Origin of the sequence: Pseudomonas sp. P9_35, assembly GCF_034008205.1 — a bacterium.
GTDB lineage: Bacteria > Pseudomonadota > Gammaproteobacteria > Pseudomonadales > Pseudomonadaceae > Aquipseudomonas > Aquipseudomonas kilonensis.
Window position 1 is genome coordinate 5476781 of sequence record NZ_CP125373.1, and the last position, 22506, is coordinate 5499286.

The following is a 22506-nucleotide window of genomic DNA, read 5'->3' on the forward strand; positions in this document are numbered from 1 at the left end:
GCGAGCTTGCTCGCGATGGCGTCCCTCCAGACAACAAAAAAAGCCCGCAGATGATCACTCATCCGCGGGCTTTTTTATTTACCGCAGCGAGACTTAGATCGCCCCACGCTTGCGCAGCAGATCCAGCACCTGCTTGACACTCTCTTCCAGTGTCAGCGCCTGGGTGTCGATCACCAGGTCGGCATCCAGCGGCACGTCATACGGGAAGGACTCGCCCGGAATGTTGTCGCCAGCGGCGGCATACAGCCCTTGCGGATCACGCTGGGCGCACACCGCTGGCGAAGCCTGGACGTAGACCGTCAGCAGACGCTCCTTGCCGATCAGCGCCTTGGCCTGTTCGCGGCCTTCGGCATCCGGGGCGACAAACGCGGCGAGGGTCAGCAGGCCGGCTTCGTTGAACTGACGGGCGACATGAGCCGCACGGCGCCAGTTCTCGGTACGTCCGGAGCGATCCTGCGGCAAGCCCTTGTTCAGGTCATGACGCAGGTTCTGGCCATCGAGGACAAAGACCGCACGGCCCGAGTCGAACAACTTGCGCTCGACCGCATAGGCCAGCGTGCTTTTGCCAGCGCCCGACAGGCCACTGAACAGAACCGTGGCCGGCTGCTGGCCGAAGCGCTGGGCGCGTTCTTCCACCGACACATGGGCCAGCTTGCCGTGGTGCGTGCTGCTGCCGTGAGCCAGCGGCTGGGCGACGATCATGCCGGCACCGACCGTGCCGTTGGTCAGGCGATCGATGACGATGAACGCACCGGTGGTGCGGTTGCTCTCGTAACCGTCCAGGGCAATCGGTGCATCCAAGGCGATCTTCACCTTGCCGATTTCGTTGAGCTGCAACGCGCTGGCCGGACCTTCTTCAAGGGTGTTCACATCCACCTTGTTGACGATGCTGGCAATCGAACCCGGCACGTAGCTGGTGGCGCGCTTGATGTCGTATTTCTTGCCCGGCAGCATCGGCTCTTCGGCCATCCACACCAGCATCGCTTCAAAGCTGTCGGTGACCGGTGGCACGTTGTCGGCATGCACCAGCAAGTCGCCACGGGAGATGTCGATTTCGTCTTCCATGGTCAGCGTTACCGCCTGGCCAGGACCTGCATGCTCCAACTCGCCCTCGAAGGTGACGATGGATTTCACGCGGCTGCTCTTGCCCGACGGCAGCACCACCACTTCGTCGCCCTTGTGCACGATGCCGCTGGCGAGGGTGCCGGCGAAACCGCGGAAGTTCAGGTTCGGACGGTTGACGTACTGCACTGGGAAACGCAGGTCGGTGAAGTTACGGTCGCCCGCCACTTCCACGGTCTCGAGGATTTCCATCAGCGACTGGCCGGTGTACCACGGCGAACGCTCGGACTTGTTCACCACGTTGTCGCCCTTGAGGGCGGACATCGGCACGAAGTGCATGGTGGTGGGCTTCATCTTCAAGCCTTCGGCGAACTTCAGGTAGTCGGCCTTGATCGACTCGAACACGCCCTGGTCGAAGTCCTTGAGGTCCATCTTGTTGATGGCCACGACGATGTGCTTGATGCCCAGCAACGAGGCAATGAAGCTGTGGCGACGAGTCTGGGTCTGCACGCCGTAGCGGGCGTCCACCAGGATGATCGCCAGGTCACAGGTGGAGGCACCGGTGGCCATGTTGCGGGTGTACTGCTCATGGCCTGGGGTATCGGCGATGATGAATTTACGCTTGGCGGTGGAGAAATAGCGGTAGGCGACATCAATGGTGATGCCTTGCTCGCGCTCGGCCTGCAGGCCGTCGACCAGCAACGCCAGGTCGATATCGTCACCGGTGGTGCCGACTTTCTTCGAATCGCGGGTGATGGCTTCCAGGTGATCTTCGTAGATCATCTTGGAGTCGTGCAGCAGGCGCCCGATCAGGGTGCTCTTGCCGTCGTCGACGTTACCGCAGGTCAAAAAGCGCAGCAGCTCTTTACGCTCGTGCTGGCCCAGGTAGGCGAGGATGTCCTCGCTGATCAAATCAGATTGATGCGACATGACAGCCCCTTAGAAATAACCTTGACGTTTTTTATCTTCCATCGAGCCTGCGCCATCGTGGTCGATGACCCGGCCCTGGCGCTCGGAAGTTCGCGTCAGGAGCATTTCCTGGATGATGTCCGTCAGGCTTTCGGCCTCGGACTCCACCGCGCCCGTCAACGGGTAGCAGCCAAGAGTACGGAAACGCACTTTCTTCTTGACGATACGGGCTTTGTCTTCGTCGGACAGGTGCTCGAGGATGCGCTCGTCGTCGATCATGATCAGCGTGCCGTTCTTCTCGATCACTTCACGCTCGGCGGCAAAGTACAGCGGCACGATCGGGATGCCTTCGAGGTAGATGTACTGCCAGATGTCCAGCTCGGTCCAGTTCGACAGCGGGAATACCCGGATCGACTCGCCCTTGTTGACCTTGCCGTTGTAGACGTTCCACAGCTCCGGGCGCTGGTTCTTCGGGTCCCAGCGGTGCTTGCTGTCGCGGAACGAGTACACGCGCTCCTTGGCGCGGGATTTCTCTTCATCGCGACGGGCACCGCCGAACGCGGCGTCGAAACCATATTTGTCCAAAGCCTGCTTGAGGCCTTCGGTCTTCATGATGTCGGTGTGCTTGGCACTGCCGTGGGTGAACGGGTTGATGCCCTGCGCCACGCCGTCCGGGTTCACATGGGTGATCAGGTCCAGGCCCAGCTCCTCGACCATGCGATCACGAAACTTGTACATTTCCTGGAATTTCCAGCGGGTGTCGACGTGCATCACCGGAAACGGCAGCTTGCCGGGGAAGAACGCCTTGCGTGCCAGGTGCAGCATCACGGCGGAGTCTTTACCGATGGAGTACAGCATCACCGGGTTATCGAACTCGGCGGCCACCTCGCGGATGATGTGGATGCTTTCCGCCTCCAGCTGTTTCAGATGCGTCAGTTTGTCGACCATGGCTACTCACGAAAACTTTCTTATGAACGGCCAGCGGGCCGTGTTCGAGCGGGGAATCCTAGCACAGCGACCTCTTCTAATCAGGGCGCCAACTAGATCGAAACAGCATATGGATATGCCCAGTGGTTCGGGCATTGCGGTGAGTTCTGGGGGAGCCAGTGAACTCTGTGGGAGCAAAGCTTGCTCGCGATAGCGGCGTTGCATGTGCCGACGTCATCGCGAGCAAGCTTTGCTCCCACAGGCCCGCTTCCACAGTTGGTTCAGCGCTAGTCAGATGGGATTCGGGCAATCGATGAAGATGTGCTCCAGGGCAAAGCGGCGCGCCAGGTAGTCACCCAGCGCCTGGACGCCATAGCGTTCGGTCGCATGATGGCCGGCGGCGATGAAACTGATGCCGTTTTCCCGCGCGCTGTGGAACGTCTGCTCCGACGCCTCGCCGCTGAGGTACAGGTCGACGCCAGCCAACACCGCCTGATCGATATAGCCCTGGCCGCCACCGGTGCACCAGCCAACCCGGCGGATCATCTGCTCGCCTTCGATCAACAACGGCTCACGCCCCATGGTTTCCTGGACCTTGCGCGCGAAATCCCGCGCCGTCATCGGTTCGGACAGGGAGCCGACCAGGCCGACGATCTTGGGGTTGTCCGGATCCAGCGGTCCCTCGACGGTGATGTCCAACTGGCGGGCCAATTGCACGTTATTGCCCACCTCCGGGTGCAGGTCCAACGGCAAGTGATAAGCCAACAGGCTGATATCATGCTTGAGCAACGTCCTGAGACGACGCTGTTTCATGCCGGTGATGCAAGGGTTTTCGCCCTTCCAGAAATAACCGTGATGCACCAGCACCAGGTCGGCCTCAGCCTCGACGGCAGCGTCAAGCAAGGCCTGGCTGGCGGTGACACCACTGACGATGCGCATCACCTGGGGCGCACCTTCGACCTGCAGGCCGTTGGGGCAATAATCGGCAATCCGGCTGCTGGCCAGGTAACGGTCCGCTTCTTCGACCAGGGTGTTCAGGGCTACGGCCATGAAAAGACTCCTAAATATCCCGTTCAGAGGCACGCGCGGCCTCGTATAATGCGCGACATTATGGGCGGTCTCATACCGCCTGCAACCTCTGTAGGACGTGCTTAATGCTCAAGGCGCTGCGTTTTTCCGGCTGGCCGCTGTTGGCCGGCGTGCTTGTCGCTCTACTGATTATCCAGCGCTACCCGGAATGGGTGGGCCTGCCGAGCCTCGACGTCAACTTGCAGCAGGCGCCGCAAACCAAGGCGGTGCAACAGGGGCCGGTGTCCTATGCCGACGCCGTGACCACCGCGGCGCCAGCCGTGGTGAACCTGTACACCACCAAGGTCATCAACAAACCCAGCCATCCGTTGTTCGAAGACCCGCAATTCCGGCGCTTCTTCGGCGACAACTCGCCCAAGCAGAAGCGCATGGAGTCGAGCCTGGGGTCGGGCGTGATCATGAGCCCGGAAGGTTATATTTTGACCAACAACCACGTCACCAGCGGTGCCGACCAGATCGTGGTGGCCCTCAAGGACGGCCGCGAAACCCTGGCCCGGGTGATCGGCAGCGACCCGGAAACCGACCTCGCGGTACTGAAGATCGACCTCAAGAACCTCCCGGCCATCACCATCGGCCGCTCCGACAGCATCCGCATCGGCGACGTGGCCCTGGCCATCGGTAACCCGTTCGGCGTCGGCCAGACCGTGACCATGGGCATCATCAGCGCCACCGGGCGCAATCAGTTGGGCCTGAACAACTACGAGGATTTCATCCAGACCGACGCCGCGATCAACCCCGGCAACTCCGGCGGCGCGCTGGTGGATGCCAACGGCAACCTGACCGGGATCAATACGGCGATCTTCTCCAAGTCCGGCGGCAGCCAGGGCATCGGTTTCGCCATTCCGGTGAAGCTGGCGATGGAGGTGATGAAGTCCATCATCGAGCACGGCCAGGTGATTCGCGGCTGGCTGGGTATTGAAGTCCAGCCGCTGACCCAGGAACTGGCGGAGTCCTTCGGCTTGTCCGGGCGGCCCGGCATCGTGGTGGCGGGGATTTTCCGCGACGGCCCGGCGCAGAAGGCCGGCCTGCAACTGGGCGATGTGATCCTGAGCATCGATGGCGAGCCGGCCGGCGATGGCCGCCGCTCGATGAACCAGGTGGCGCGGATCAAGCCCACCGACAAGGTGACGATCCAGGTCATGCGCAACGGCAAGGAGCTCAAGCTCACCGCTGAAATCGGCCTGCGCCCACCGCCGGCACCGGTGGTGCTCAAGGAAGAGCAGTAAGGCGCGTCAAGCCTTTCCCCCTGTGGCGAGGGAGCTTGCTCCCTCGCCACAAAGAAAGGCGCTCGATTGGCAAATCAGCAATAGCATGAATTCTCACTAGTAGTGTTATATTGTTTCAATTATAAGAATTGGAACAATATAACATGCCGCATCTAAAACGGATGTCCCTCGCCGGCCTGGCTTTGGGCCTGCTGGGCGATCCGGCCTGCGCCGAAGACATCCAGCCGCTGGAACTGGACGCCGTCAACGTGACGTCCGACTACGAATCCCCCACCGGGCCCGTCACGGGCTATCGCGCTACCCGCTCTGCCAGCGCCACCAAAACCGACACGGCCCTGCGCGACATCCCGCAATCGATCAGCGTGATTCCCGCCAGCGTGCTCAAGGACCTGGGCAGCACCAACGTCGAACGGGCATTGGAATATGCCGGCGGTGTATCGAAGCAGAACAACTTCGGTGGCCTGACGCTCTACGAATACAGCGTGCGCGGCTTCACCACATCGGAGTTCTACAAGGACGGCTTCAGTGCCAACCGTGGCTATCCGAGCACGCCGGACACGGCGAACATCGAACGCATTGAAGTGCTCAAGGGCCCAGCCGCCAGCCTGTATGGACGGGGCGATCCCGGCGGTACGGTGAACATCGTCACCAAGAAACCCCAGCCCGAAGCCTTCACCACCTTGCAAACCAGCGCCGGCAGTTGGGATCGCTACCGCACCGCGCTGGACGTCAACACGCCACTGGATACCGAAGGCAACCTGTTGTCGCGGGTCAACCTGGCGATCGAGGACAACCACAGCTTTCGCGATCACGTCGACAGCCAGCGCGTCTTCATCGCGCCTTCCATCAGTTGGCAATTGAACCCCGACACCCGGTTGCTGGTGGAAAGCGAAATCGTGCGCCACAGCTCGACGTTCGACCGTGGCATCGTCGCCCCGAACAACCGCTGGAGTGGCGTTTCCCGCTCGACCTTTCTGGGCGAACCCAACGACGGCGACATCGACAATCACAACAACATGCTCCAGGCCGCCCTCGAACATCAGCTCAACGACACCTGGCAACTGCGCCTGGCCAGCCATTACAAGCAGGGTGAACTCTGGGGTTTTGCCTCCGAAGCACGACCACTGAACGCCGACGGCAACACGGTGGACCGCCGCTATCGCGAGCGCGACAACAATTGGCACGACAGCATCACCCAACTGGAATTGCGCGGCTTGTTCGACCTCGGGCCGTGGCGGCATGAGCTGCTGATCGGCAGCGAATACGAGGATTACCGCAAGAACGAGCGCGTGACCAACATCGCCGGCGCTTACCCCATCGACATCTATCAGCCGGTCTACGGCCAGCCAAAACCCAATGGCGCTCGGACCGGCACCGACTTCTTCGAACATGTGCAAAGCCGCGCGCTGAACCTGCAGGACCAGATCGTCTTCACCGACAAGCTGCGGGGCATGCTCGGCGTACGTTATGAGCATTTCGAGCAGAGCATCGACGATCACACCCGCAATCGCACCAACCGCCAACGTCACGATGCCCTGACGCAGCGGGCCGGCCTGCTGTATCAACTGACGCCCGAGGTTGGCCTGTTCGCCAACGCCTCCACCTCGTTCAAGCCCAACAACGGCCTGGATGCCGGTGGGAAAACCTTTGATCCCGAGGAAGGGGTTGGCTATGAAGTGGGGATCAAGAGCGAGTTGTTCGACGACCGCCTGAGCACCACCCTGGCGGCGTTCCATATAGAGAAGGAAAACGTCCTGGCGCAAATCGCCGGGACTGATTTCTACAGTGCCATGGGTAAGGCCCGCAGCCAGGGCATCGACCTGCAATTCACCGGGCAGGTGACCGACGCCGTGCGGGTGATCGGAGCCTATGCCTACATCGATGCCGAAGTGACCCAGGGTGACGAGCAAATCCCCACGGGCAGCCGGATCCTCGGCGTCGCCAAACACAGCGCCAGCCTGCTGGGCGTCTACGAATTCCAGGACGGGCACCTGCGCGGTTCGGATGTTGGCGCGGCGTTCACCTACGTCGGCGATCGCTCGGGCGAAGCTGGCAAGGATTTCGAACTGCCGGCCTACCACACCGTGGACCTGCTGGCCCATTACAAGGCCAGCGATGACGTCACCGTGGGGCTGAACCTGAACAACGTCTTCGACGAAAAATACTACGAGCGCGCCTACAGCAACTACTGGGTCACCCCCGGCGAGCCGCGCAACTTCACCGTCAGTCTCACCTTCGCTCTGTAAAAGGAAAATCCGCATGAAATACCCCAAGACCTTCGCCCTGCTCGGCCTGCTCCTGGCCACACAGGCCTCGGCCCATGGCCTGTGGACCGAACAGCGTCGCGACAACATCGAAGTGATCTACGGCCACGGCGCCGAAGACAATGCCTTCAAGGCGCAGAAAATCAGCGGCGCCTGGGCCTACGACCTGGGCGGCAAGATGATCCCGGTCACCGTAGAGCGCCTGCCGGACCACGCCCGCCTGCAACCGCTCAAGCCGCCCGCGGTGCTGGCCGTGGCGCTGGACAACGGCATGTGGTCCCAGACGGCCGACAAGAAGTGGATCAATGAAGGCCGCAGCAAAGTGCCCGGGGCGATCGAGTCGACCCACACGTTCAAGTACAGCCTGGCGATCTATGAGCCGGGAGCGAAACTGCCGACGCTTGCACCGATCAAGTTCGTGATCCTGCCGGAAGTCGACCCGCTGACCGTTGGCCCGGGCCAGTCATTGCCGGTACGGGTACTGCTGGACGGCAAACCGGCGGCCGGTGTGAAACTGGTGGGCGACTACCGCAGCGCGCCGAACACCGTATCGACTGAAACCGACGCAGAAGGCCGGGCCAAGGTGCTGGTGCGCAACGAAGGCTTGAATGTGATCGCGGCGCAGATGGAAATTGCACTCAAGGACAACAAGGACGTGGCCACCCGCGGCGTGTTCACCTCGTTGACCTTCCTGGGCGAGCCACATCACGAGTAACGCCCAGAACCTAATGTGGGAGCGAGCCTGCTCGCGATGGGGCCAGCACAATCACCGCAACACTCAAGCCGGAGTCAAGCACTCCGGCCCATTGAGTTTCGGATCATTGACCATGTTGGCCAGCACTCGCTCGCGCAGTGCCGCCGGCTCGCTTGCCAGCAGCCCTTGCAAGGCATGCAGCGGTGTCTCGGGGTCGAGCCACAGGCGCTGGCCTTCTTCGTCCAGGATCAACGGCCGGCGCTGACCCGCCGCCGGTTGGGTGATGACCGCCGTGCTCAGCCACACCTGTTCCTGTACCGGATACGCCTCCCAGATCGCGGCAAAAAACAGTGATGAACCCTCCCCCGGCGTCAACCAGTACGGACGCTTGCGCGTGCCGCCGCGCCACTCATAGAAACCATTGGCCGGCAGCAGGCAACGGCGCAGGCGCAAGGCCTCGCGGAACATCGGTTGTTCGGCCACGGTTTCAGCCCGAGCATGGGCCGGGGTGCGGGACAGGTCGGTCAGCCACGGCGGCGTCAGGCCCCAGCGCGCCCGGGCCAGTTCGCGCTGGCCCTCGGCGCCGGCCCGCAGGATCAGCACCGAATCGTTGGGCGAAATATTCCATTGGGCCTTCTGATCGGCGGGGAAACCGGGCAGGGCCGCGAAGCTGGGGTTCCAGCGAAACAGGGCAAAACGTCCACACATGGGGCAACACGACTCTTGATCGAACAAACGACCGCCAGCCTAACAGACCAGCGTGCCGGGGTAGCTGTCCGGTTCATCGCCGGGCAACGGCAGTGCGGCATTGTACGCGGCGATCAACTCCCGGGCGTATAGCGCCTGGTCGTCCTCCACCGCCAGTCCCAACAGGCCTTGCATGGGCAACTCCCCCGCACCGCCCAGCAAATCACGTCCCACCAGATGCGCCGTGATGCCTTCGCTCGCCAGCATCCCTTGCAACAACTCACCTTCCATCAGGTTTTCCAGCTCGTAGATTCGCTGCATGGGCGCCCCCTTCACTCGTTTTCGCTGCGGACCTCGAGATGCCACTCATCTTCATGGACCTGCAGCACGAAGGTTATCGGTCGGCAACACACCGGACAGTCCTCAATATAGGTCTGGTCGCCGCCGGACAAATCCAGAACCGCTTCCGCTGGTTCGCCGCAATAAGGACATTCGTAGCGTTCGGTTTCCAGCATCGCGGTCTCCCAAGTGACTTGTGCGTATAATCGCCGGTCTATTTGCAGGGCTATTTTTGTCTGGCTTATCTTCCAGACCGTGCCCTGTCGTTTTTTCGTTAGAACCTTTACTTACCCTAGCCGTTTCCAACAAGAGAGCATGATGGGCGAATTCGATGCCATCCGACCTTACGACGACAGCGAAGTCCCAGCGGTGCTGGCACGACTGCTTGGCGACAAGGCGTTTCTAGATATCCTCACCCACTTCCGCTTCCCACGCCTGGCCGGCGCCTTCGGCTGGATGCTCAAACCTCTTATAGCGCAAAGATTGCGCCGTGAGTTCGCCGGAGTGACGTCGGTTGCCACGTTGCAGGACAAGGTGGAGTTCTACGTCGACCACACCATCGAGCGCGCCACCGATGGCGTGACCTACACCGGGGTCGAGCAATTCAAGTCCGGCAGTGCGTACGTGTTCATCGCCAACCACCGCGATATCGTGATGGACCCGGCCTTCGTCAACTACGCCGTGTACCACGCCGGCCTGCCGACCCCGCGCATCGCCATTGGCGACAACCTGCTGCAAAAGCCTTTTGTCAGCGACCTGATGCGCCTGAACAAGAGTTTCATCGTGCACCGCTCCATCACCGGGCGACGGGAAAAAATGGCGGCGTACCAGTTGTTGTCGGCGTACATCAACCATTCGATCCGCAACGATTGCGCCTCGATCTGGATCGCCCAGGCCGAAGGACGGGCCAAGGACGGTGACGACCGGACCGAATCGGCGATCCTCAAGATGTTCCACATGAGCCGCAAGGACGAGCCGTTCGGCGAGGTGATCCAGTCACTGAACCTCACACCGGTGTCGATCAGCTACGAATACGACCCGTGCGACCAGGCCAAGGCCCGCGAGTTGTACATCCGCGCCACCACCGGCACCTACACCAAGGCCCCGGGCGAGGACGACGTGAGCATCGCCAAGGGCATCACCGGCTACAAGGGCCGGGTCCACGTGAACTTCGCCGCGCCCATCACCGAGCTGTTCGAGGACACCAAGCAATTGGCCCAGGAGATGGACCGGCAGATTCTCGGCGGCTACCGCCTGTTCCCGGTGCACTACCTGGCTTACGCCCAATGGGCCGACGCCGACCCGCAGTTGCAGGTGCCTAAGGCGGCCGAGGTGTTCGGTGCCGAGGAGCTGGCCAAGGCCCAGGAAGAATGGCAGCGCCGGCTGGACGCTTGCCCGCCGGAGCACCGGCCGTTCCTGGTGCTGCAATACGCAACGCCGGTGCGCAATCAGTATCGGGTCAAGGCGGGGTTGGCGCTTTAAAGCCGGGCTTGCGAGGGCCTGGTGTGGCCTCTGTGGCCTCTGTGGCCTCTGTGGCCTCTGTGGCCTCTGTGGCCTCTGTGGCGAGGGAGCTTGCTCCCGCTCGATTGCGCACAGCAATCGCAAAACGGGATTGGGGGTTATGACCGTTCGAGGGGGGCTGCTGCGCAACCCAGCGGGAGCAAGCTCCCTCGCCACAAAAAGCGTCTTTGCCTGGCAACCTCCTTTGCCCCCTGCAAACGCTTTTGCCGCAGCGACTTCATCAGAACTGCGTACTGATCCACGACACCAGCAACGCCAACGCCAGGCAACCAAAGCCAAACCGGTAGAAAAACCGGTTCATCCGCTGAGTGGCCAGGTCCAGCAGCGCTTCGAATCGTTCGTTGCCATCGCGATTGCGCGCTTCAAGGCAGGCCCGCGCCCGTTGTTCACGGCGGCGCGTCGCATGCAGCACCCAGCCGCCCGGGCAGGCAAACAGCAACGCGAACAGGTTGATCAGTTTGGCGGGGTGGGCGGCGAACAACGAAAGCAGATGCAGCGACATCACGAACCTCAAGCGAAAAACGGACAGGACACGCCCGTGACCTACGAACAGGGCGCGGATTCTACCGAAAGCCTGCCGCCCTGCACCGTTTTTTCCGACCAGTAACGATCCCGCCGCAGCGCTGGGTTCTTTCATGACGAAGGAGCAAGCCCAGGGTTAATTTCACCCGTCACGGTTTCGTCATCTGATTAGGCCACTCTGTCGCCCTTCAAACCTGCACGGAACCCCTCATGTTGCACGCCGAAAACCAGGATCGCCTCTATCTCATCAGCCCAAGCGACGAACAGCAAAACCTCGTCGACAGTCTGTCCTTCAACGTGCAGGACCGACATTGGCTGGTGTATTGCGCCCTGGGCGGCCATCAACATGCCGACCTTCCGGAGACAGACCTGCTGACCGGGATCAGTGTGCTGGAGTTCTATTCCCAGGCCGCCTGAAAAAACTGTGGGAGCGAGCTTGCTCGCGATAGCGGTGGATCAGCCAACATTGAGGTGGCTGACACTCCGCTATCGCGAGCAAGCTCGCTCCCACAGGGTTTATGAGGCCTTGTTACTTACTCGGCCAGCACCTGGCCAATGGTCGGGTCCTTGAACAGCCGGGTCAGGGCATCGCTCAAGACATCGCTGACCAGCTTGGTGTTGGTGTCCTGGTTAGGCGCCATGCCGAAGCGCTGGTCCAGGGAAGCACCGTAACGACCGCTGTAGCGGCGGCTGGCGTTCTGCACGTCGGAGCGGAAGGTCGCACCGATGGTGGCTTCGGTCACGTACATGCCTTCCTTGGGCGACTGGTACTTGAGCTCGGCCAGGGTCACGGTCAGTTGCGGCGCATTCAAGGCATTGGCGGTCGGCGTGAAGCCCAGCAAACGCACGGCGGCTTCAGCCTGGGCCTGCAGCTTGGGCAGGATCTGCGCGCCCTGCACCGTGATCACACTGGTTTCCGGATACAGGCCGCCACGGGTGCCGAGCGTCGGCGACGGACGACCGTCCACCACCCGCACCACCACCGGCTGGCCACGACCCACAGGCGCCAGCTGGGCATTGAGCTTGGGCTCCGGGTTAAGTTGTTGCGGGCTGTGGGCGCAGCCGACGAGGGTCAGACTGGTCACAGCGATCAAACCGAACAACAGGCGTTGCAACATGCTCTTCTCTCCAGAATCGGGCACAAACAGGCCGGCAGTATAGCGGTGCGCCATCGCCGTGAACTAGCGTCGCACGATGAATACTGAAATGTCTGACACGGGCCGTGGTTGCCGGTTCCTGTCACCCCATTGTCACGGTCCTTACACCGGCATGTCATGGGCCGCTGTCAGGCTTATCCCAAGCTCCCTGACCCGGTATCCGATCATGCGCTTCCTTATTTCCCTGTTCACCCCTCGCCCTCATCACCGCAGCTTCGCCTTGCTCGATCGCAACGGCCGTTGCCAGGCATTCAAGCAGTGCAGCCTGCAACCCATGGGCGAAGGCTGGGTGGAAATCGAAGAGATCCGTCTCAACTGGCTGCACCAGCCATTGCCCGCCAGCGCCCGCGTGCAACCGCTTCCTGCCCGCGCACGTAACCGGCAGCTGTTGACCATCTGACCGGACGGCTAATAAAAGTCATTAAACACGACCATTTCCCTGCGTTTCTTCGATACAATCTCCCCCCGATTATAAGGACGTCTCCTGATCGGGCCTCGCAACACCGCTGATGCGCTGGTATTGGCACCCCGCAACGCCCACAGAGAGCCGCCCACACAGATCGAGTGAAGCTGGCGTGCTTGCTGTTCCTCCAGGCAAATCACCACTTTTCGCGAATCTGCAGAGCTGTCATTACGCTCGGTCACTGAGCTGTCTGCCCGTTTTGCCTGTCATGTACTACATGGGGGCAACCAAACCGGGCGCAGTGCCAGGCTGGGACAGCCCTTTTTTGAGGTTCACGTCTTCAAAAGAGCGTGAAAAAACGGGTTTTCACAACTTCACGAGAGTGTGGCGAGCAAATGAAGAGTTTTGCGTCTGAACAAGCACCATTAGCGTCTGAAACAGCCCAACGACACAGGACCGGATATCGCTCAAGAACCGGCGCCTGAAGCCTGTCCGCTACGGATTTGGTTGCACGAACGGATGTCTCGGCCATAAGTCGAATTGCCTGCCCGGCGCTTAAATGAGTTCATGTGACTCTTGAGGCCAGGCTGCATGCATCCGCAGTAGGTGCGAAAAATTGCGAAGATTCGGACATGGCGATCCTGGCCATGGATAACTGGGGCGCAACTGACCTGCCCCGCCACTCCTGGCCGCTATGCCGACAATTTGGTGCTGCAGATTTTGGAGACGCGTTAAATGGCGCATAACGAAGCAGTCGATGTAGTTCTGGTAGGGGCCGGTATCATGAGTGCCACCCTGGCCGTACTGCTCAAGGAGCTCGACCCCGCGATCTCGCTGGAAGTCGTCGAGCTGATGGATTCCGGTGCCGCGGAGAGTTCCAACCCTTGGAACAACGCCGGCACCGGTCACGCCGGGCTGTGTGAGCTCAATTACACGCCCCAGGCGGCCGACGGCAATGTCGACATCAAGAAAGCCGTGCACATCAACACCCAGTTCGAGGTGTCGAAGCAGTTCTGGACGTACCTGACCAAAAAAGGCACGTTCGGCTCCTCCAAGTCCTTCATCGCCTCGGTGCCACACCTGAGCTTCGTGCAAGGCGAGAAAGGCGTGTCGTTCCTGAAGAAGCGCTTCGAGCTGATGCACCAGCATCACGCCTTCGCCGACATGGAATACACCGAGGACAAGGCCCGGATGGCCGAGTGGATGCCGCTGATGATGCCTGGCCGGCCGGCCGATGAGGTCATCGCCGCCACCCGCGTCATGAACGGTACCGACGTCAACTTCGGCGCCCTGACCAACCAGTTGCTCAAGCACCTGACCAGCGCCCCGGACACCCAGGTCAAATACTGCAAGCGCGTCACCGGCCTCAAGCGCAACGGCAGTGGCTGGACCGTGAGCATCAAGGACGTCAATTCCGGCAGCAGCCGCGATGTCGACGCCAAGTTCGTGTTCCTCGGTGCCGGCGGTGCGGCGTTGCCGCTGCTGCAAGCCTCGGGCATCGAGGAAAGCAAGGGCTTCGGCGGCTTCCCGGTCAGTGGCCAGTGGCTGCGTTGCGACAACCCGGAAGTGGTCAAGCACCACCAGGCCAAGGTCTACAGCCAGGCCGCCGTGGGCTCGCCACCGATGTCGGTACCGCACCTGGACACCCGCGTGGTCGATGGCAAGAAATCCCTGCTGTTCGGGCCATACGCCGGTTTCACCACCAAGTTCCTCAAGCACGGCTCGATCATGGACCTGCCGCTGTCGGTACGTGCCGGCAACATCGGCCCGATGCTGGCCGTGGCCCGGGACAACATGGACCTGACCAAGTACCTGATCAGCGAAGTGATGCAGTCCATGGAACAGCGCCTGGAATCCCTGCGTCGCTTCTACCCCGAGGCGAAAGCCGAGGACTGGCGCCTGGAAGTGGCCGGCCAACGGGTGCAGATCATCAAGAAAGACCCGAAGAAAGGTGGCGTCCTGCAGTTCGGTACCGAACTGGTGGCGGCCAAGGACGGCAGCCTCGCCGCCCTGCTCGGCGCATCGCCGGGTGCTTCGGTGACCGTGTCGATCATGCTGGAACTGATCGAGCGCTGCTTCCCGGACAAAGCCAAGGGCGAGTGGGCTGCCAAGCTCGCAGAGATCTTCCCGGCCCGGGAAAAAGTGCTGGAAACCGACGCGGCGCTGTATCGCAAGATCAATGCACAGAACAACATCGCGCTGGAGCTGGTTGAAGAAAGCAGCGAGACCCAAAGCTACGCTTGATTTGATCGCATAAAAAAACGCCCCGTTCTCCATGAGAGCGGGGCGTTTTTTATGGGTGACGCTTTCGTGGCGAGGGAGCTTGCTCCCGCTGGCCTGCGAAGCAGGCCCAGGATCAATCAGCCACGCGCCTTCTCGATCAATTCGATGTAATCCTCAGCATTACGCTGGTCGCGAACCAGCGCAACGAAATCATTGCCGTGCTCATCCTTGCCGTTGAGGTCATGGCCGGCCTCGACGAAGAACGTCAGGAAGCGTTCAAAGTCATCGACCCGCAGGCCGCGGTAGGCCTTGATCAGTTTGTGCAACGACGGCGACGTGGCATCGACCGGTTCGAAATTGAGGAACAGCTTGATCTGTTCATCGCCAATCTCGTCGCCAATCACTTGTTTCTTGTCTTTACGCATTGCCGGCTCCAGCTCGCACAGTTCACGGGGCGGGCAGTTTACCCCCGGCAGGCCTCGGGGCTCAACGCGGGCGTTCGGCACCAGTGTGCAGGTCCGCCCAGATATGACCGTTGGCGTAAGTGAGAAACTGCACATAGACCGTGTTGTTGCGCAGCAGATCGATGACCACCCGGTACTGGGCCTGTGGATAAGACAGCGTCAGGGTCTTGCTCGCCTCGTCGAAAACCGGTTTCTTCAGGCTTTTGCTTTCGCCGTCGAAGTTAAGGATCACCTGGCTGAGGGTCGCGCCCTTGTTCATCGGCTTGCCCTTGAGGCGGACCAGCAGCGGCGAAGTAACCGGAATCGGTTGCTGATTGGACTGACGCTGGTTACCCAGCACCACCGAATACTCGGTCACTTGCAGCAACTGCTGCTGTTCAGGCTGCTCCTGTCGCACCACCAGGTCATCAGGCGGCAGGAACTGACTGTGCATCGGCGCAGCCTCGGCCGCCAGGGGCAGGCTGGAGATCAACAGCAAAGTAGCGCAGCGGCGGATCGATACACGCATGACAAGCTCCAGGGTCTTGGCCGGGCACTCTAGCATGAGCCTGGGCGGTAAAAATAACGATCCAGATCAATACATCCGCGCAACGAGCACGGCATACTCAAAGAGCCATCAGCCCCGGTCTAGCGACGCATGCCTTTGTGGCGAGGGAGCTTGCTCCTGCTGGTTTTGTGTAGGAGCTGCCGAAGGCTGCGATCTTTTGATCTTTCGCTTGAGACTCAATTGCCTGGGAAAAGATCGCAGCCTCGTTGCACTCGGCAGCTCCTACGGGCCCAGCGGGAGCAAGCTCCCTCGCCACAGGGCCAGTGCCAGCCCCACCTTGCGAGGAGTATCCATGTCTTTCTCCGCCCCACCATTGTTTGCCGCCTGGCGCCAAACCTGGCGCGCCGGTTACACCCTTGAACGCCTGCGTGGCGACCTGGTGGCCGGGCTGACCGTCGGCATCATCGCCATCCCACTGGCCATGGCCCTGGCGATTGCCGTCGGCGTGCCGCCGCAACATGGCTTGTACACGGTGTTGGTGGCCGCGCCCTTGATCGCCCTCACCGGCGGCTCGCGCTTTAACGTCAGCGGGCCGACGGCGGCGTTCGTGGTGATCCTGCTGCCCATCACCCAACAATACGGCCTCGGCGGCCTGTTGTTATGCACCATGCTCGCCGGCCTGATTCTCGTCACCCTGGGATTGATGCGCGCCGGACGGCTGATCCAATACATCCCCTACCCGGTGATCCTCGGCTTTACCGCCGGGATCGGCGTGGTCATCGCCACCTTGCAACTCAAGGATCTGCTGGGGCTGACCACCGTCGGGCAAGCCAAGCACTACATCGAACAGTTGGGCGAACTGATCGTGGCACTGCCCAGTGCCCGGCTCGGCGATGGCATCATCGGCGTCACGTGCCTGGCGGTACTGATTGCCTGGCCACGCTGGGTACCGCGGGTTCCCGGGCATTTGGTGGCCTTGCTGGTCGGGGCGCTATTGGGACTGGCGCTGGAGCGCGGCGGTTGGCCGGTGGCGACATTGGGTGAGCGTTTCAGCTACGTGGTCGATGGCGTCAGCCACCCCGGTATCCCGCCGTTTTTACCGAGTTTCGAGTGGCCATGGAACCTGCCAGATGGCCAGGGTCATCCCTTGACGCTTTCCTATGACCTGATCCGCCAATTGCTGGGCCCGGCCTTCGCCATTGCCATGCTTGGCGCCATCGAATCGCTGCTGTGCGCCGTGGTGGCGGATGGGATGACCGGCAGCAAGCACGACCCCAATGCCGAGCTGATCGGCCAAGGCCTGGGTAACCTCGTGGCGCCGCTGTTCGGCGGTATCACCGCCACGGCGGCCATTGCCCGCAGCGCGACCAATGTGCGCAGCGGCGCTTCTTCACCGCTGGCCGCGATCATTCACAGCCTTGTGGTGCTACTGGCGATGGTGCTGCTGGCGCCATTGTTCAGCTACCTGCCCATGGCCGCACTGGCGGCGCTACTGGTGATAGTGGCCTGGAACATGAGCGAAGCCGGACACGTGTTGCATACCTTGCGCATCGCCCCGCGCAGCGACGTACTGGTGCTGCTGACCTGCCTTAGCCTGACCGTCCTGTTCGACATGGTCATGGCCGTCGCCGTCGGTCTGCTGCTGGCCGCCGGGCTGTTCATCAAGCGCATGAGCGAACTGACCGACAGCGCCGAACTGCCCCGCCACTTCCACCAGGCCCTGCTGGACATGCCCGAGCATGTACGCTGCTACGCAATTCGTGGGCCGCTGTTCTTCGGTGCGGCAGAAAAAGCCCTCGACGTGCTGCGCAAGTTCGATCCGGGGGTGCGCGTGGTGGTGGTGGAAATGAGCGCCGTGCCCATGCTGGACATGACCGCGCTGGCTGCGTTTGAAAACATCCTCAAGGATTACCGCAAGCAGGGCATCGGCCTGATCCTGGTCGCGACGGCGCCAAGGGTGCGCCTGAAGCTGCGCCGTGCCGGTATCCATCGCGAGCAGCGGCAATTGGCGTATGTGCAGACCCTGGAGCAGGCGCGGGTCAAGAGCGAGCAATGGCTGGCTGCTGGCAGCACCGCTCACGCAAGCCCTGCCTGACCGTGGCGAGGGCGGATACCAAAACTGTGGGAGCGAGCTTGCTCGCGATGACGGCGGCACGTCCGACACCCAGGTAATCTGACACTCCGCTATCGCGAGCAAGCTCGCTCCCACTCTCGGGAACAAGCTCCTCGCTACGGCGTACTAGTCGAACTGGGCGCGCATCCAGGCGTGGTATTGCGCCACGCCGGCCTCGCCTTCACGGGGTGCCCAGTGGGCCAGTTCGCCCTCGCCCACGGGCCGGTAGGGGCCGGCCTTGCATTCGAACATCAGGCTGTCGGCTTCCAGCACCACCAATCCGTGATACACGCCGGCCGGCAGGTCGACGCCGAGGCAATCGCCACCGGCCTGCAAGATGCGCTTGTCCACCACCGCGCCGGCTTCATCAAAGATCAACACCCCCAACCGCCCCTTGAGCACCAGCAAGGTTTCCGCCTTGTCGGCGCTCAGATGGCGGTGCGGCGGGATGTAGGTCGAAGGCTGCAAGCCCACCGCCATGCGGTGGCACGGCTCATCCATCTCGTGGAAGTTATGGTGCTGCCGCCCACGAGGGCTGGCCGCAGCTTTTTCGGCCAATTCATCGAACAGCGCATGGTCCAGAAAGCTTGGCCGGATCATCGATTACATTCCCTTGACGGCGAAAATGCCATTGGCGTTGCGCCAGTAACCTTTGTAGTCCATGCCGTAGCCGAAGATGTAGCGGTCGATGCACGGCAGGCCGACGAAATCGGCTTTCAAGTCCGGACGGGCCTTGCGGTCGTGGTCCTTGTCGATCAGCACGGCGGTGTGCACGGCGCGGGCACCGGCGTGTTTGCAGAAGTCGATGATCGCGCCCAGGGTGTGACCTTCGTCGAGGATGTCGTCGATGATCAGCACGTCGCGGTCGATGAACGAGACTTCCGGCTTGGCTTTCCAGAACAGGTCGCCGCCGCTGGTTTCGTTGCGATAACGCGTCGCGTGCAGGTAGGACGCTTCCAGGGGGAAGTTCAGGTAGGTCAGCAGCTTGCCGGAGAAAATCAGCCCGCCGTTCATGACACAGAACACCACCGGATTGGCATCGGCCAGTTGCTCGTTGATTTGCGCACCGACACGGGCGATAGCCGCTTCGACTTCGGCTTCGGTGTACAGGCAGTCAGCCTCTCGCATGATTTGACGGATATGCTCGAGATCAGCGGACATGGCGCTCTCCAGGGGAAGTTGAGGGGAGGGACGGGTTCGGAAAAACGGGCAAAGGTACGCATCCCGCCCGGCCAGATCAAGCGTTTGTGGACTAACGTTCTGTATTGTCTATAGGACAACACCCTCGGATAGATTAATCTAGACCGGTTTTTTTGCCCGCCGTCGGAGCCTTCCCCATGCCCATCCTCGAGATCCGCCATCCGCTGATCAGACACAAACTCGGCCTGATGCGCCGCGCTGACATTAGCACGAAGAACTTCCGTGAACTCGCCCAGGAAGTCGGTGCCCTGCTCACCTACGAGGCCACCAAGGACCTGCCGCTGGAGTCTTATGAAATCGACGGCTGGGCCGGTACGGTCCAGGTCGAGAAAATCGCCGGCAAGAAAATCACCGTGGTGCCGATCCTGCGCGCCGGTATCGGCATGCTCGAGGGCGTACTGAGCCTGATCCCGGGGGCCAAGGTCAGCGCCGTGGGCGTGGCTCGCAACGAGCAGACCCTGCAGGCGCACACCTACCTGGAAAAACTGGTGCCGGAAATCGACGAGCGCCTGGCGATGATCATCGACCCGATGCTCGCCACCGGCAGCTCCATGGTCGCCACCATCGACCTGTTGAAAAAAGCCGGTTGCCGGGACATCCGCGCCATGGTGCTGGTCGCGGCCCCCGAAGGCATCAAGGCCGTGCACGATGCCCACCCGGACGTGACCATCTACACCGCGTCCATCGATCAGAAACTCAACGAACACGGCTATATCATCCCGGGCCTGGGCGATGCCGGCGACAAGATCTTCGGCACCAAGCAGAAGGACGCTTGAGCATGCAGGATGAGTTCAACGATCCGCTCTGGCGCCAGGTGTTGTCCGGCGCGCAGATGCTGTTCGTCGCCTTCGGCGCGCTGGTACTGATGCCGCTGATCACCGGGCTGGACCCTAACGTGGCCCTGTTCACGGCCGGCCTGGGAACGATCCTGTTCCAAATCGTCACCGGGCGCCAAGTGCCGGTGTTCCTGGCCTCGAGCTTTGCCTTCATCACCCCGATCATCCTCGCCAAGGGCCAGTTCGGCCTGGCCGCGACCATGGGCGGCGTGATGGCGGCAGGTTTCGTCTACACCTTTCTGGGCCTGGCGGTGAAGATCAAGGGCACCGGGTTCATCGACCGTCTGCTGCCGCCGGTGGTGATTGGCCCGGTGATCATCTCCATCGGCCTGGCCATGGCGCCGATTGCCGCCAACATGGCGATGGGCAAGGCCGGCGACGGTACCGAGCTGATTCATTATCAAACCGCGATGCTGATTTCGATGCCAGCCCTGCTCACCACCCTGATCGTGGCGGTGTTCGGCAAAGGTATTTTCCGCCTGGTGCCGATCATTTCCGGCGTGCTGGTGGGCTTTGCCATGGCATTTTTCTTTGGCGTCGTGGACACCGCGAAAATCGCCGCCGCGCCGTGGTTCGCCCTGCCGCACTTCACCGCACCGGAGTTCAACTGGCAGGCGATCCTGTTCATCGTACCGGTCGCCCTGGCGCCGGCCATCGAGCACATCGGCGGCGTGATAGCCGTGGGCAGCGTGACCGGTCGCGACTACCTGAAAAAACCCGGCCTGCACCGCACACTGCTCGGTGACGGCATTGCCACCACCGCCGCCGGCCTGTTCGGCGGCCCGCCCAACACCACCTACGCCGAAGTGACTGGCGCGGTGATGCTGACCAAGAACTACAACCCGAAGATCATGACCTGGGCGGCGATCTTTGCCATCAGCCTGGCATTCATCGGCAAGTTCGGTGCGCTGCTGCAAAGCATCCCGGTGCCGGTGATGGGCGGGATCCTGTGCCTGTTGTTCGGTTCGATTGCGGCAGTGGGCATGAACACCCTGATCCGCCACAAGATCGACCTGGGCGAAGCGCGCAACCTGGTGATCGTTTCGGTCACGCTGGTGTTCGGCATCGGTGGCGTGCTGGTGGGCACCGGCACTGGGCCGGACGACTTCGGCCTCAAAGGCATCGCGCTGTGCGCGGTGGTGGCGATCGCGCTGAACCTGCTGCTACCGGGCAATGACAGCTGGAAGCAGAAGCAGGCGGATGAGCCGCTGATCTGAAGCACTTTGTTGTCAGTCAGAAAGCCATCGCGAGCAAGCTCGCTCCCACAAGGGGATCTGTTGTGAACACAAATTTTGTGATCACTCGAGATCCACTGTGGGAGCGAGCTTGCTCGCGATGAGGCCCTTGAACCTCACAAAGCTATCGGCGCCCGTTCGCAGAGAGTGCTCAACGCCTGCGCCCACTGCCGCTCATCATTGAGGCAAGGCACCAGCACCAACTCTTCCCCCCCCGCCGCACGGAACTGCTCGCGGCCGCGATCGCCGATTTCCTCCAGGGTTTCAATGCAGTCGGCCACGAACGCCGGGCACATCACCAAGACTTTCTTCACGCCGCTTCTGGCCAGTTCCTCCAGGCGTGCTTCGGTATAGGGTTCGATCCACTTGGCCCGGCCCAATCGCGACTGGAACGACACCGACCACTGGCCAGCCTTGAGCCCCATGCGTTGGGCGAACAGCTCGGCAGTGCGAATGCATTGCGCGCGGTAACAGGTCGCCATGACCTCCGGCGGCGCGTTCTTGCAGCAGTCGGCATCCTTGAAGCAATGGAACCCTGTGGGGTCGAGCTTGGTCAGGTGTCGCTCCGGCAAGCCGTGGAAACTCAACAACAGATGATCGTGCTCCTGCATCAGGTACGGCTTGGCACTGGCCACCAGGGCGTCGAGGTATTCGGGCTGGTCGTAGAATGGCTGGAGAATCGAGAACTGCACATCGAGTTTCTTTTCTCGCACGACCCGCTTGGCCTCCTCGATCACCGTGGTCACGGTGCTGTCGGCGAACTGCGGATACAACGGCGCCAACGTGATCTTCTTGTGACCCTGGCTCGCCAGCCGCACCAACGCCGACTCAATGGACGGCTCGCCATAACGCATTGCCAGCTCTACCGGCCCCTGGGTCCACTGCGCGGTCATAGCCTGTTGCAGTCGGCGGCTGAGCACCACCAGCGGCGAACCCTCCTCCCACCAGATCGAGGCGTAGGCATGGGCCGATTGCTCGGGACGCTTGATCAGGATCAGCGACACCAGCAAGCGCCGCACCGGCCATGGCAGGTCGATGACATACGAATCCATCAGGAATTGATTGAGGTAGCGGCGCACATCGGCCACCGAAGTGGAGGCAGGCGAACCCAGATTCACCAGAAGCAACGCGTGATCGGTCATGCAACG

At 61.6% G+C, this 22506-nt stretch carries 23 protein-coding genes; 10 read left to right on the forward strand and 13 right to left on the reverse strand.

Features of this window, described 5'->3' with window-relative positions:
* Positions 1-93: 93 nt before the first annotated feature.
* The 3 genes from cysN to QMK47_RS24280 form a co-directional block, all read right to left on the reverse strand.
* Positions 94-1992 (reverse strand): sulfate adenylyltransferase subunit CysN, encoded by a 1899-nt coding sequence (cysN, locus tag QMK47_RS24270; protein WP_214512474.1) that lies wholly within the window; start codon positions 1990-1992, stop codon positions 94-96.
* A gap of 9 nt (positions 1993-2001) precedes the next feature.
* A complete protein-coding gene (gene cysD, locus QMK47_RS24275; RefSeq protein WP_003178041.1) occupies positions 2002-2919 on the reverse strand; it encodes a sulfate adenylyltransferase subunit CysD in 918 nt (305 codons plus the stop codon).
* A 270-nt stretch (positions 2920-3189) separates the two neighbouring features.
* Entirely contained in the window at positions 3190-3948 is a 759-nt protein-coding gene (locus tag QMK47_RS24280) for a Nif3-like dinuclear metal center hexameric protein (RefSeq protein WP_253478103.1), read from the reverse strand.
* Between the two features lie 104 nt (positions 3949-4052).
* On the opposite strand from QMK47_RS24280, the gene algW reads away from it, so the two are divergent.
* From algW to QMK47_RS24295, 3 genes are all read left to right on the forward strand, one after another.
* Positions 4053-5213 carry a Do family serine endopeptidase AlgW gene (algW, locus tag QMK47_RS24285; RefSeq protein ID WP_072344423.1) on the forward strand — a complete coding sequence of 387 codons (1161 nt, stop codon included), beginning with the start codon at positions 4053-4055 and terminating at the stop codon, positions 5211-5213.
* Between the two features lie 143 nt (positions 5214-5356).
* A complete protein-coding gene (locus QMK47_RS24290; RefSeq protein ID WP_320389431.1) occupies positions 5357-7459 on the forward strand; it encodes a TonB-dependent receptor in 2103 nt (700 codons plus the stop codon).
* A gap of 13 nt (positions 7460-7472) precedes the next feature.
* Positions 7473-8192, forward strand: coding sequence for a DUF4198 domain-containing protein (locus QMK47_RS24295; protein WP_258689348.1), 720 nt, complete (start codon positions 7473-7475; stop codon positions 8190-8192).
* 63 nt (positions 8193-8255) lie between these two features.
* Here QMK47_RS24295 and QMK47_RS24300 read toward each other — a convergent pair whose 3' ends face one another.
* The 3 genes from QMK47_RS24300 to QMK47_RS24310 are packed head-to-tail and all read right to left on the reverse strand — an operon-like array spanning position 8256 to position 9373.
* Complete coding sequence (locus QMK47_RS24300) at positions 8256-8879, reverse strand: SOS response-associated peptidase (protein ID WP_214512471.1); 624 nt, start codon at positions 8877-8879, stop codon at positions 8256-8258.
* A gap of 39 nt (positions 8880-8918) precedes the next feature.
* Positions 8919-9179, reverse strand: coding sequence for a putative signal transducing protein (locus QMK47_RS24305; protein WP_253478109.1), 261 nt, complete (start codon positions 9177-9179; stop codon positions 8919-8921).
* Between the two features lie 11 nt (positions 9180-9190).
* On the reverse strand, positions 9191-9373 hold the full coding sequence (locus tag QMK47_RS24310; protein ID WP_053181855.1) for a CPXCG motif-containing cysteine-rich protein: 183 nt from the start codon (positions 9371-9373) through the stop codon (positions 9191-9193).
* 139 nt (positions 9374-9512) lie between these two features.
* Between QMK47_RS24310 and QMK47_RS24315 the strand changes: the two genes are divergently transcribed.
* Entirely contained in the window at positions 9513-10679 is a 1167-nt protein-coding gene (locus tag QMK47_RS24315) for a 1-acyl-sn-glycerol-3-phosphate acyltransferase (RefSeq protein WP_214512469.1), read from the forward strand.
* 259 nt (positions 10680-10938) lie between these two features.
* Here QMK47_RS24315 and QMK47_RS24320 read toward each other — a convergent pair whose 3' ends face one another.
* Positions 10939-11220 (reverse strand): hypothetical protein, encoded by a 282-nt coding sequence (locus tag QMK47_RS24320; RefSeq protein ID WP_253478112.1) that lies wholly within the window; start codon positions 11218-11220, stop codon positions 10939-10941.
* Between the two features lie 230 nt (positions 11221-11450).
* Here QMK47_RS24320 and QMK47_RS24325 point away from each other — a divergent pair, with 230 nt between their 5' ends.
* Positions 11451-11657 carry a hypothetical protein gene (locus QMK47_RS24325; protein WP_003185312.1) on the forward strand — a complete coding sequence of 69 codons (207 nt, stop codon included), beginning with the start codon at positions 11451-11453 and terminating at the stop codon, positions 11655-11657.
* A 116-nt stretch (positions 11658-11773) separates the two neighbouring features.
* On the opposite strand, the gene QMK47_RS24330 is transcribed toward QMK47_RS24325, so the two are convergent.
* Complete coding sequence (locus QMK47_RS24330) at positions 11774-12358, reverse strand: YajG family lipoprotein (protein WP_003185314.1); 585 nt, start codon at positions 12356-12358, stop codon at positions 11774-11776.
* A gap of 205 nt (positions 12359-12563) precedes the next feature.
* Here QMK47_RS24330 and QMK47_RS24335 point away from each other — a divergent pair, with 205 nt between their 5' ends.
* The gene (locus tag QMK47_RS24335; protein WP_072344449.1) at positions 12564-12797 is read left to right on the forward strand and encodes a hypothetical protein; all 234 of its coding nucleotides are present in this window, start codon (positions 12564-12566) and stop codon (positions 12795-12797) included.
* A gap of 738 nt (positions 12798-13535) precedes the next feature.
* A complete protein-coding gene (gene mqo, locus QMK47_RS24340) occupies positions 13536-15044 on the forward strand; it encodes a malate dehydrogenase (quinone) (RefSeq protein WP_258689349.1) in 1509 nt (502 codons plus the stop codon).
* Positions 15045-15160: 116 nt separating this feature from the next.
* Here the strand turns inward: mqo and QMK47_RS24345 are convergent, their stop codons facing one another.
* Together QMK47_RS24345 and QMK47_RS24350 are read right to left on the reverse strand one after the other, a co-directional pair.
* Entirely contained in the window at positions 15161-15448 is a 288-nt protein-coding gene (locus tag QMK47_RS24345) for a PA4642 family protein (protein WP_014340173.1), read from the reverse strand.
* A gap of 61 nt (positions 15449-15509) precedes the next feature.
* The gene (locus tag QMK47_RS24350) at positions 15510-15995 is read right to left on the reverse strand and encodes a hypothetical protein (protein ID WP_214512466.1); all 486 of its coding nucleotides are present in this window, start codon (positions 15993-15995) and stop codon (positions 15510-15512) included.
* 331 nt (positions 15996-16326) lie between these two features.
* Here QMK47_RS24350 and dauA point away from each other — a divergent pair, with 331 nt between their 5' ends.
* Positions 16327-18069: a C4-dicarboxylic acid transporter DauA gene (gene dauA, locus QMK47_RS24355; protein WP_253478117.1), complete on the forward strand. Its 1743-nt coding sequence runs from the start codon at positions 16327-16329 to the stop codon at positions 18067-18069.
* Between the two features lie 144 nt (positions 18070-18213).
* Here the strand turns inward: dauA and QMK47_RS24360 are convergent, their stop codons facing one another.
* The gene (locus QMK47_RS24360; RefSeq protein WP_253478120.1) at positions 18214-18687 is read right to left on the reverse strand and encodes a WbuC family cupin fold metalloprotein; all 474 of its coding nucleotides are present in this window, start codon (positions 18685-18687) and stop codon (positions 18214-18216) included.
* Positions 18688-18690: 3 nt separating this feature from the next.
* Positions 18691-19248 carry a hypoxanthine-guanine phosphoribosyltransferase gene (locus QMK47_RS24365; RefSeq protein WP_053125250.1) on the reverse strand — a complete coding sequence of 186 codons (558 nt, stop codon included), beginning with the start codon at positions 19246-19248 and terminating at the stop codon, positions 18691-18693.
* Between the two features lie 176 nt (positions 19249-19424).
* Here QMK47_RS24365 and upp point away from each other — a divergent pair, with 176 nt between their 5' ends.
* On the forward strand, positions 19425-20063 hold the full coding sequence (gene upp / locus QMK47_RS24370) for a uracil phosphoribosyltransferase (RefSeq protein ID WP_018606486.1): 639 nt from the start codon (positions 19425-19427) through the stop codon (positions 20061-20063).
* A 2-nt stretch (positions 20064-20065) separates the two neighbouring features.
* Positions 20066-21340, forward strand: coding sequence for a uracil-xanthine permease family protein (locus QMK47_RS24375; protein WP_214512462.1), 1275 nt, complete (start codon positions 20066-20068; stop codon positions 21338-21340).
* Between the two features lie 134 nt (positions 21341-21474).
* Here the strand turns inward: QMK47_RS24375 and hemH are convergent, their stop codons facing one another.
* Entirely contained in the window at positions 21475-22500 is a 1026-nt protein-coding gene (hemH, locus tag QMK47_RS24380; protein WP_320389432.1) for a ferrochelatase, read from the reverse strand.
* Positions 22501-22506: the final 6 nt, after the last annotated feature.

Bases quoted from the DNA above. Each gene is read 5' to 3' on its own strand.
- QMK47_RS24350 (WP_214512466.1), bottom strand. From the start codon at position 15,995: ATGCGTGTATCGATCCGCCGCTGCGCTACTTTGCTGTTGATCTCCAGC.
- hemH (WP_320389432.1), bottom strand. From the start codon at position 22,500: ATGACCGATCACGCGTTGCTTCTGGTGAATCTGGGTTCGCCTGCCTCC.
- QMK47_RS24315 (WP_214512469.1), top strand. From the start codon at position 9,513: ATGATGGGCGAATTCGATGCCATCCGACCTTACGACGACAGCGAAGTC.
- QMK47_RS24375 (WP_214512462.1), top strand. From the start codon at position 20,066: ATGCAGGATGAGTTCAACGATCCGCTCTGGCGCCAGGTGTTGTCCGGC.
- QMK47_RS24330 (WP_003185314.1), bottom strand. From the start codon at position 12,358: ATGTTGCAACGCCTGTTGTTCGGTTTGATCGCTGTGACCAGTCTGACC.
- QMK47_RS24310 (WP_053181855.1), bottom strand. From the start codon at position 9,373: ATGCTGGAAACCGAACGCTACGAATGTCCTTATTGCGGCGAACCAGCG.
- QMK47_RS24365 (WP_053125250.1), bottom strand. From the start codon at position 19,248: ATGTCCGCTGATCTCGAGCATATCCGTCAAATCATGCGAGAGGCTGAC.
- cysD (WP_003178041.1), bottom strand. From the start codon at position 2,919: ATGGTCGACAAACTGACGCATCTGAAACAGCTGGAGGCGGAAAGCATC.
- algW (WP_072344423.1), top strand. From the start codon at position 4,053: ATGCTCAAGGCGCTGCGTTTTTCCGGCTGGCCGCTGTTGGCCGGCGTG.
- QMK47_RS24360 (WP_253478120.1), bottom strand. From the start codon at position 18,687: ATGATCCGGCCAAGCTTTCTGGACCATGCGCTGTTCGATGAATTGGCC.
- QMK47_RS24300 (WP_214512471.1), bottom strand. From the start codon at position 8,879: ATGTGTGGACGTTTTGCCCTGTTTCGCTGGAACCCCAGCTTCGCGGCC.
- QMK47_RS24295 (WP_258689348.1), top strand. From the start codon at position 7,473: ATGAAATACCCCAAGACCTTCGCCCTGCTCGGCCTGCTCCTGGCCACA.
- upp (WP_018606486.1), top strand. From the start codon at position 19,425: ATGCCCATCCTCGAGATCCGCCATCCGCTGATCAGACACAAACTCGGC.
- cysN (WP_214512474.1), bottom strand. From the start codon at position 1,992: ATGTCGCATCAATCTGATTTGATCAGCGAGGACATCCTCGCCTACCTG.
- QMK47_RS24335 (WP_072344449.1), top strand. From the start codon at position 12,564: ATGCGCTTCCTTATTTCCCTGTTCACCCCTCGCCCTCATCACCGCAGC.
- QMK47_RS24325 (WP_003185312.1), top strand. From the start codon at position 11,451: ATGTTGCACGCCGAAAACCAGGATCGCCTCTATCTCATCAGCCCAAGC.
- dauA (WP_253478117.1), top strand. From the start codon at position 16,327: ATGTCTTTCTCCGCCCCACCATTGTTTGCCGCCTGGCGCCAAACCTGG.
- QMK47_RS24280 (WP_253478103.1), bottom strand. From the start codon at position 3,948: ATGGCCGTAGCCCTGAACACCCTGGTCGAAGAAGCGGACCGTTACCTG.
- QMK47_RS24345 (WP_014340173.1), bottom strand. From the start codon at position 15,448: ATGCGTAAAGACAAGAAACAAGTGATTGGCGACGAGATTGGCGATGAA.
- mqo (WP_258689349.1), top strand. From the start codon at position 13,536: ATGGCGCATAACGAAGCAGTCGATGTAGTTCTGGTAGGGGCCGGTATC.
- QMK47_RS24320 (WP_253478112.1), bottom strand. From the start codon at position 11,220: ATGTCGCTGCATCTGCTTTCGTTGTTCGCCGCCCACCCCGCCAAACTG.
- QMK47_RS24305 (WP_253478109.1), bottom strand. From the start codon at position 9,179: ATGCAGCGAATCTACGAGCTGGAAAACCTGATGGAAGGTGAGTTGTTG.
- QMK47_RS24290 (WP_320389431.1), top strand. From the start codon at position 5,357: ATGCCGCATCTAAAACGGATGTCCCTCGCCGGCCTGGCTTTGGGCCTG.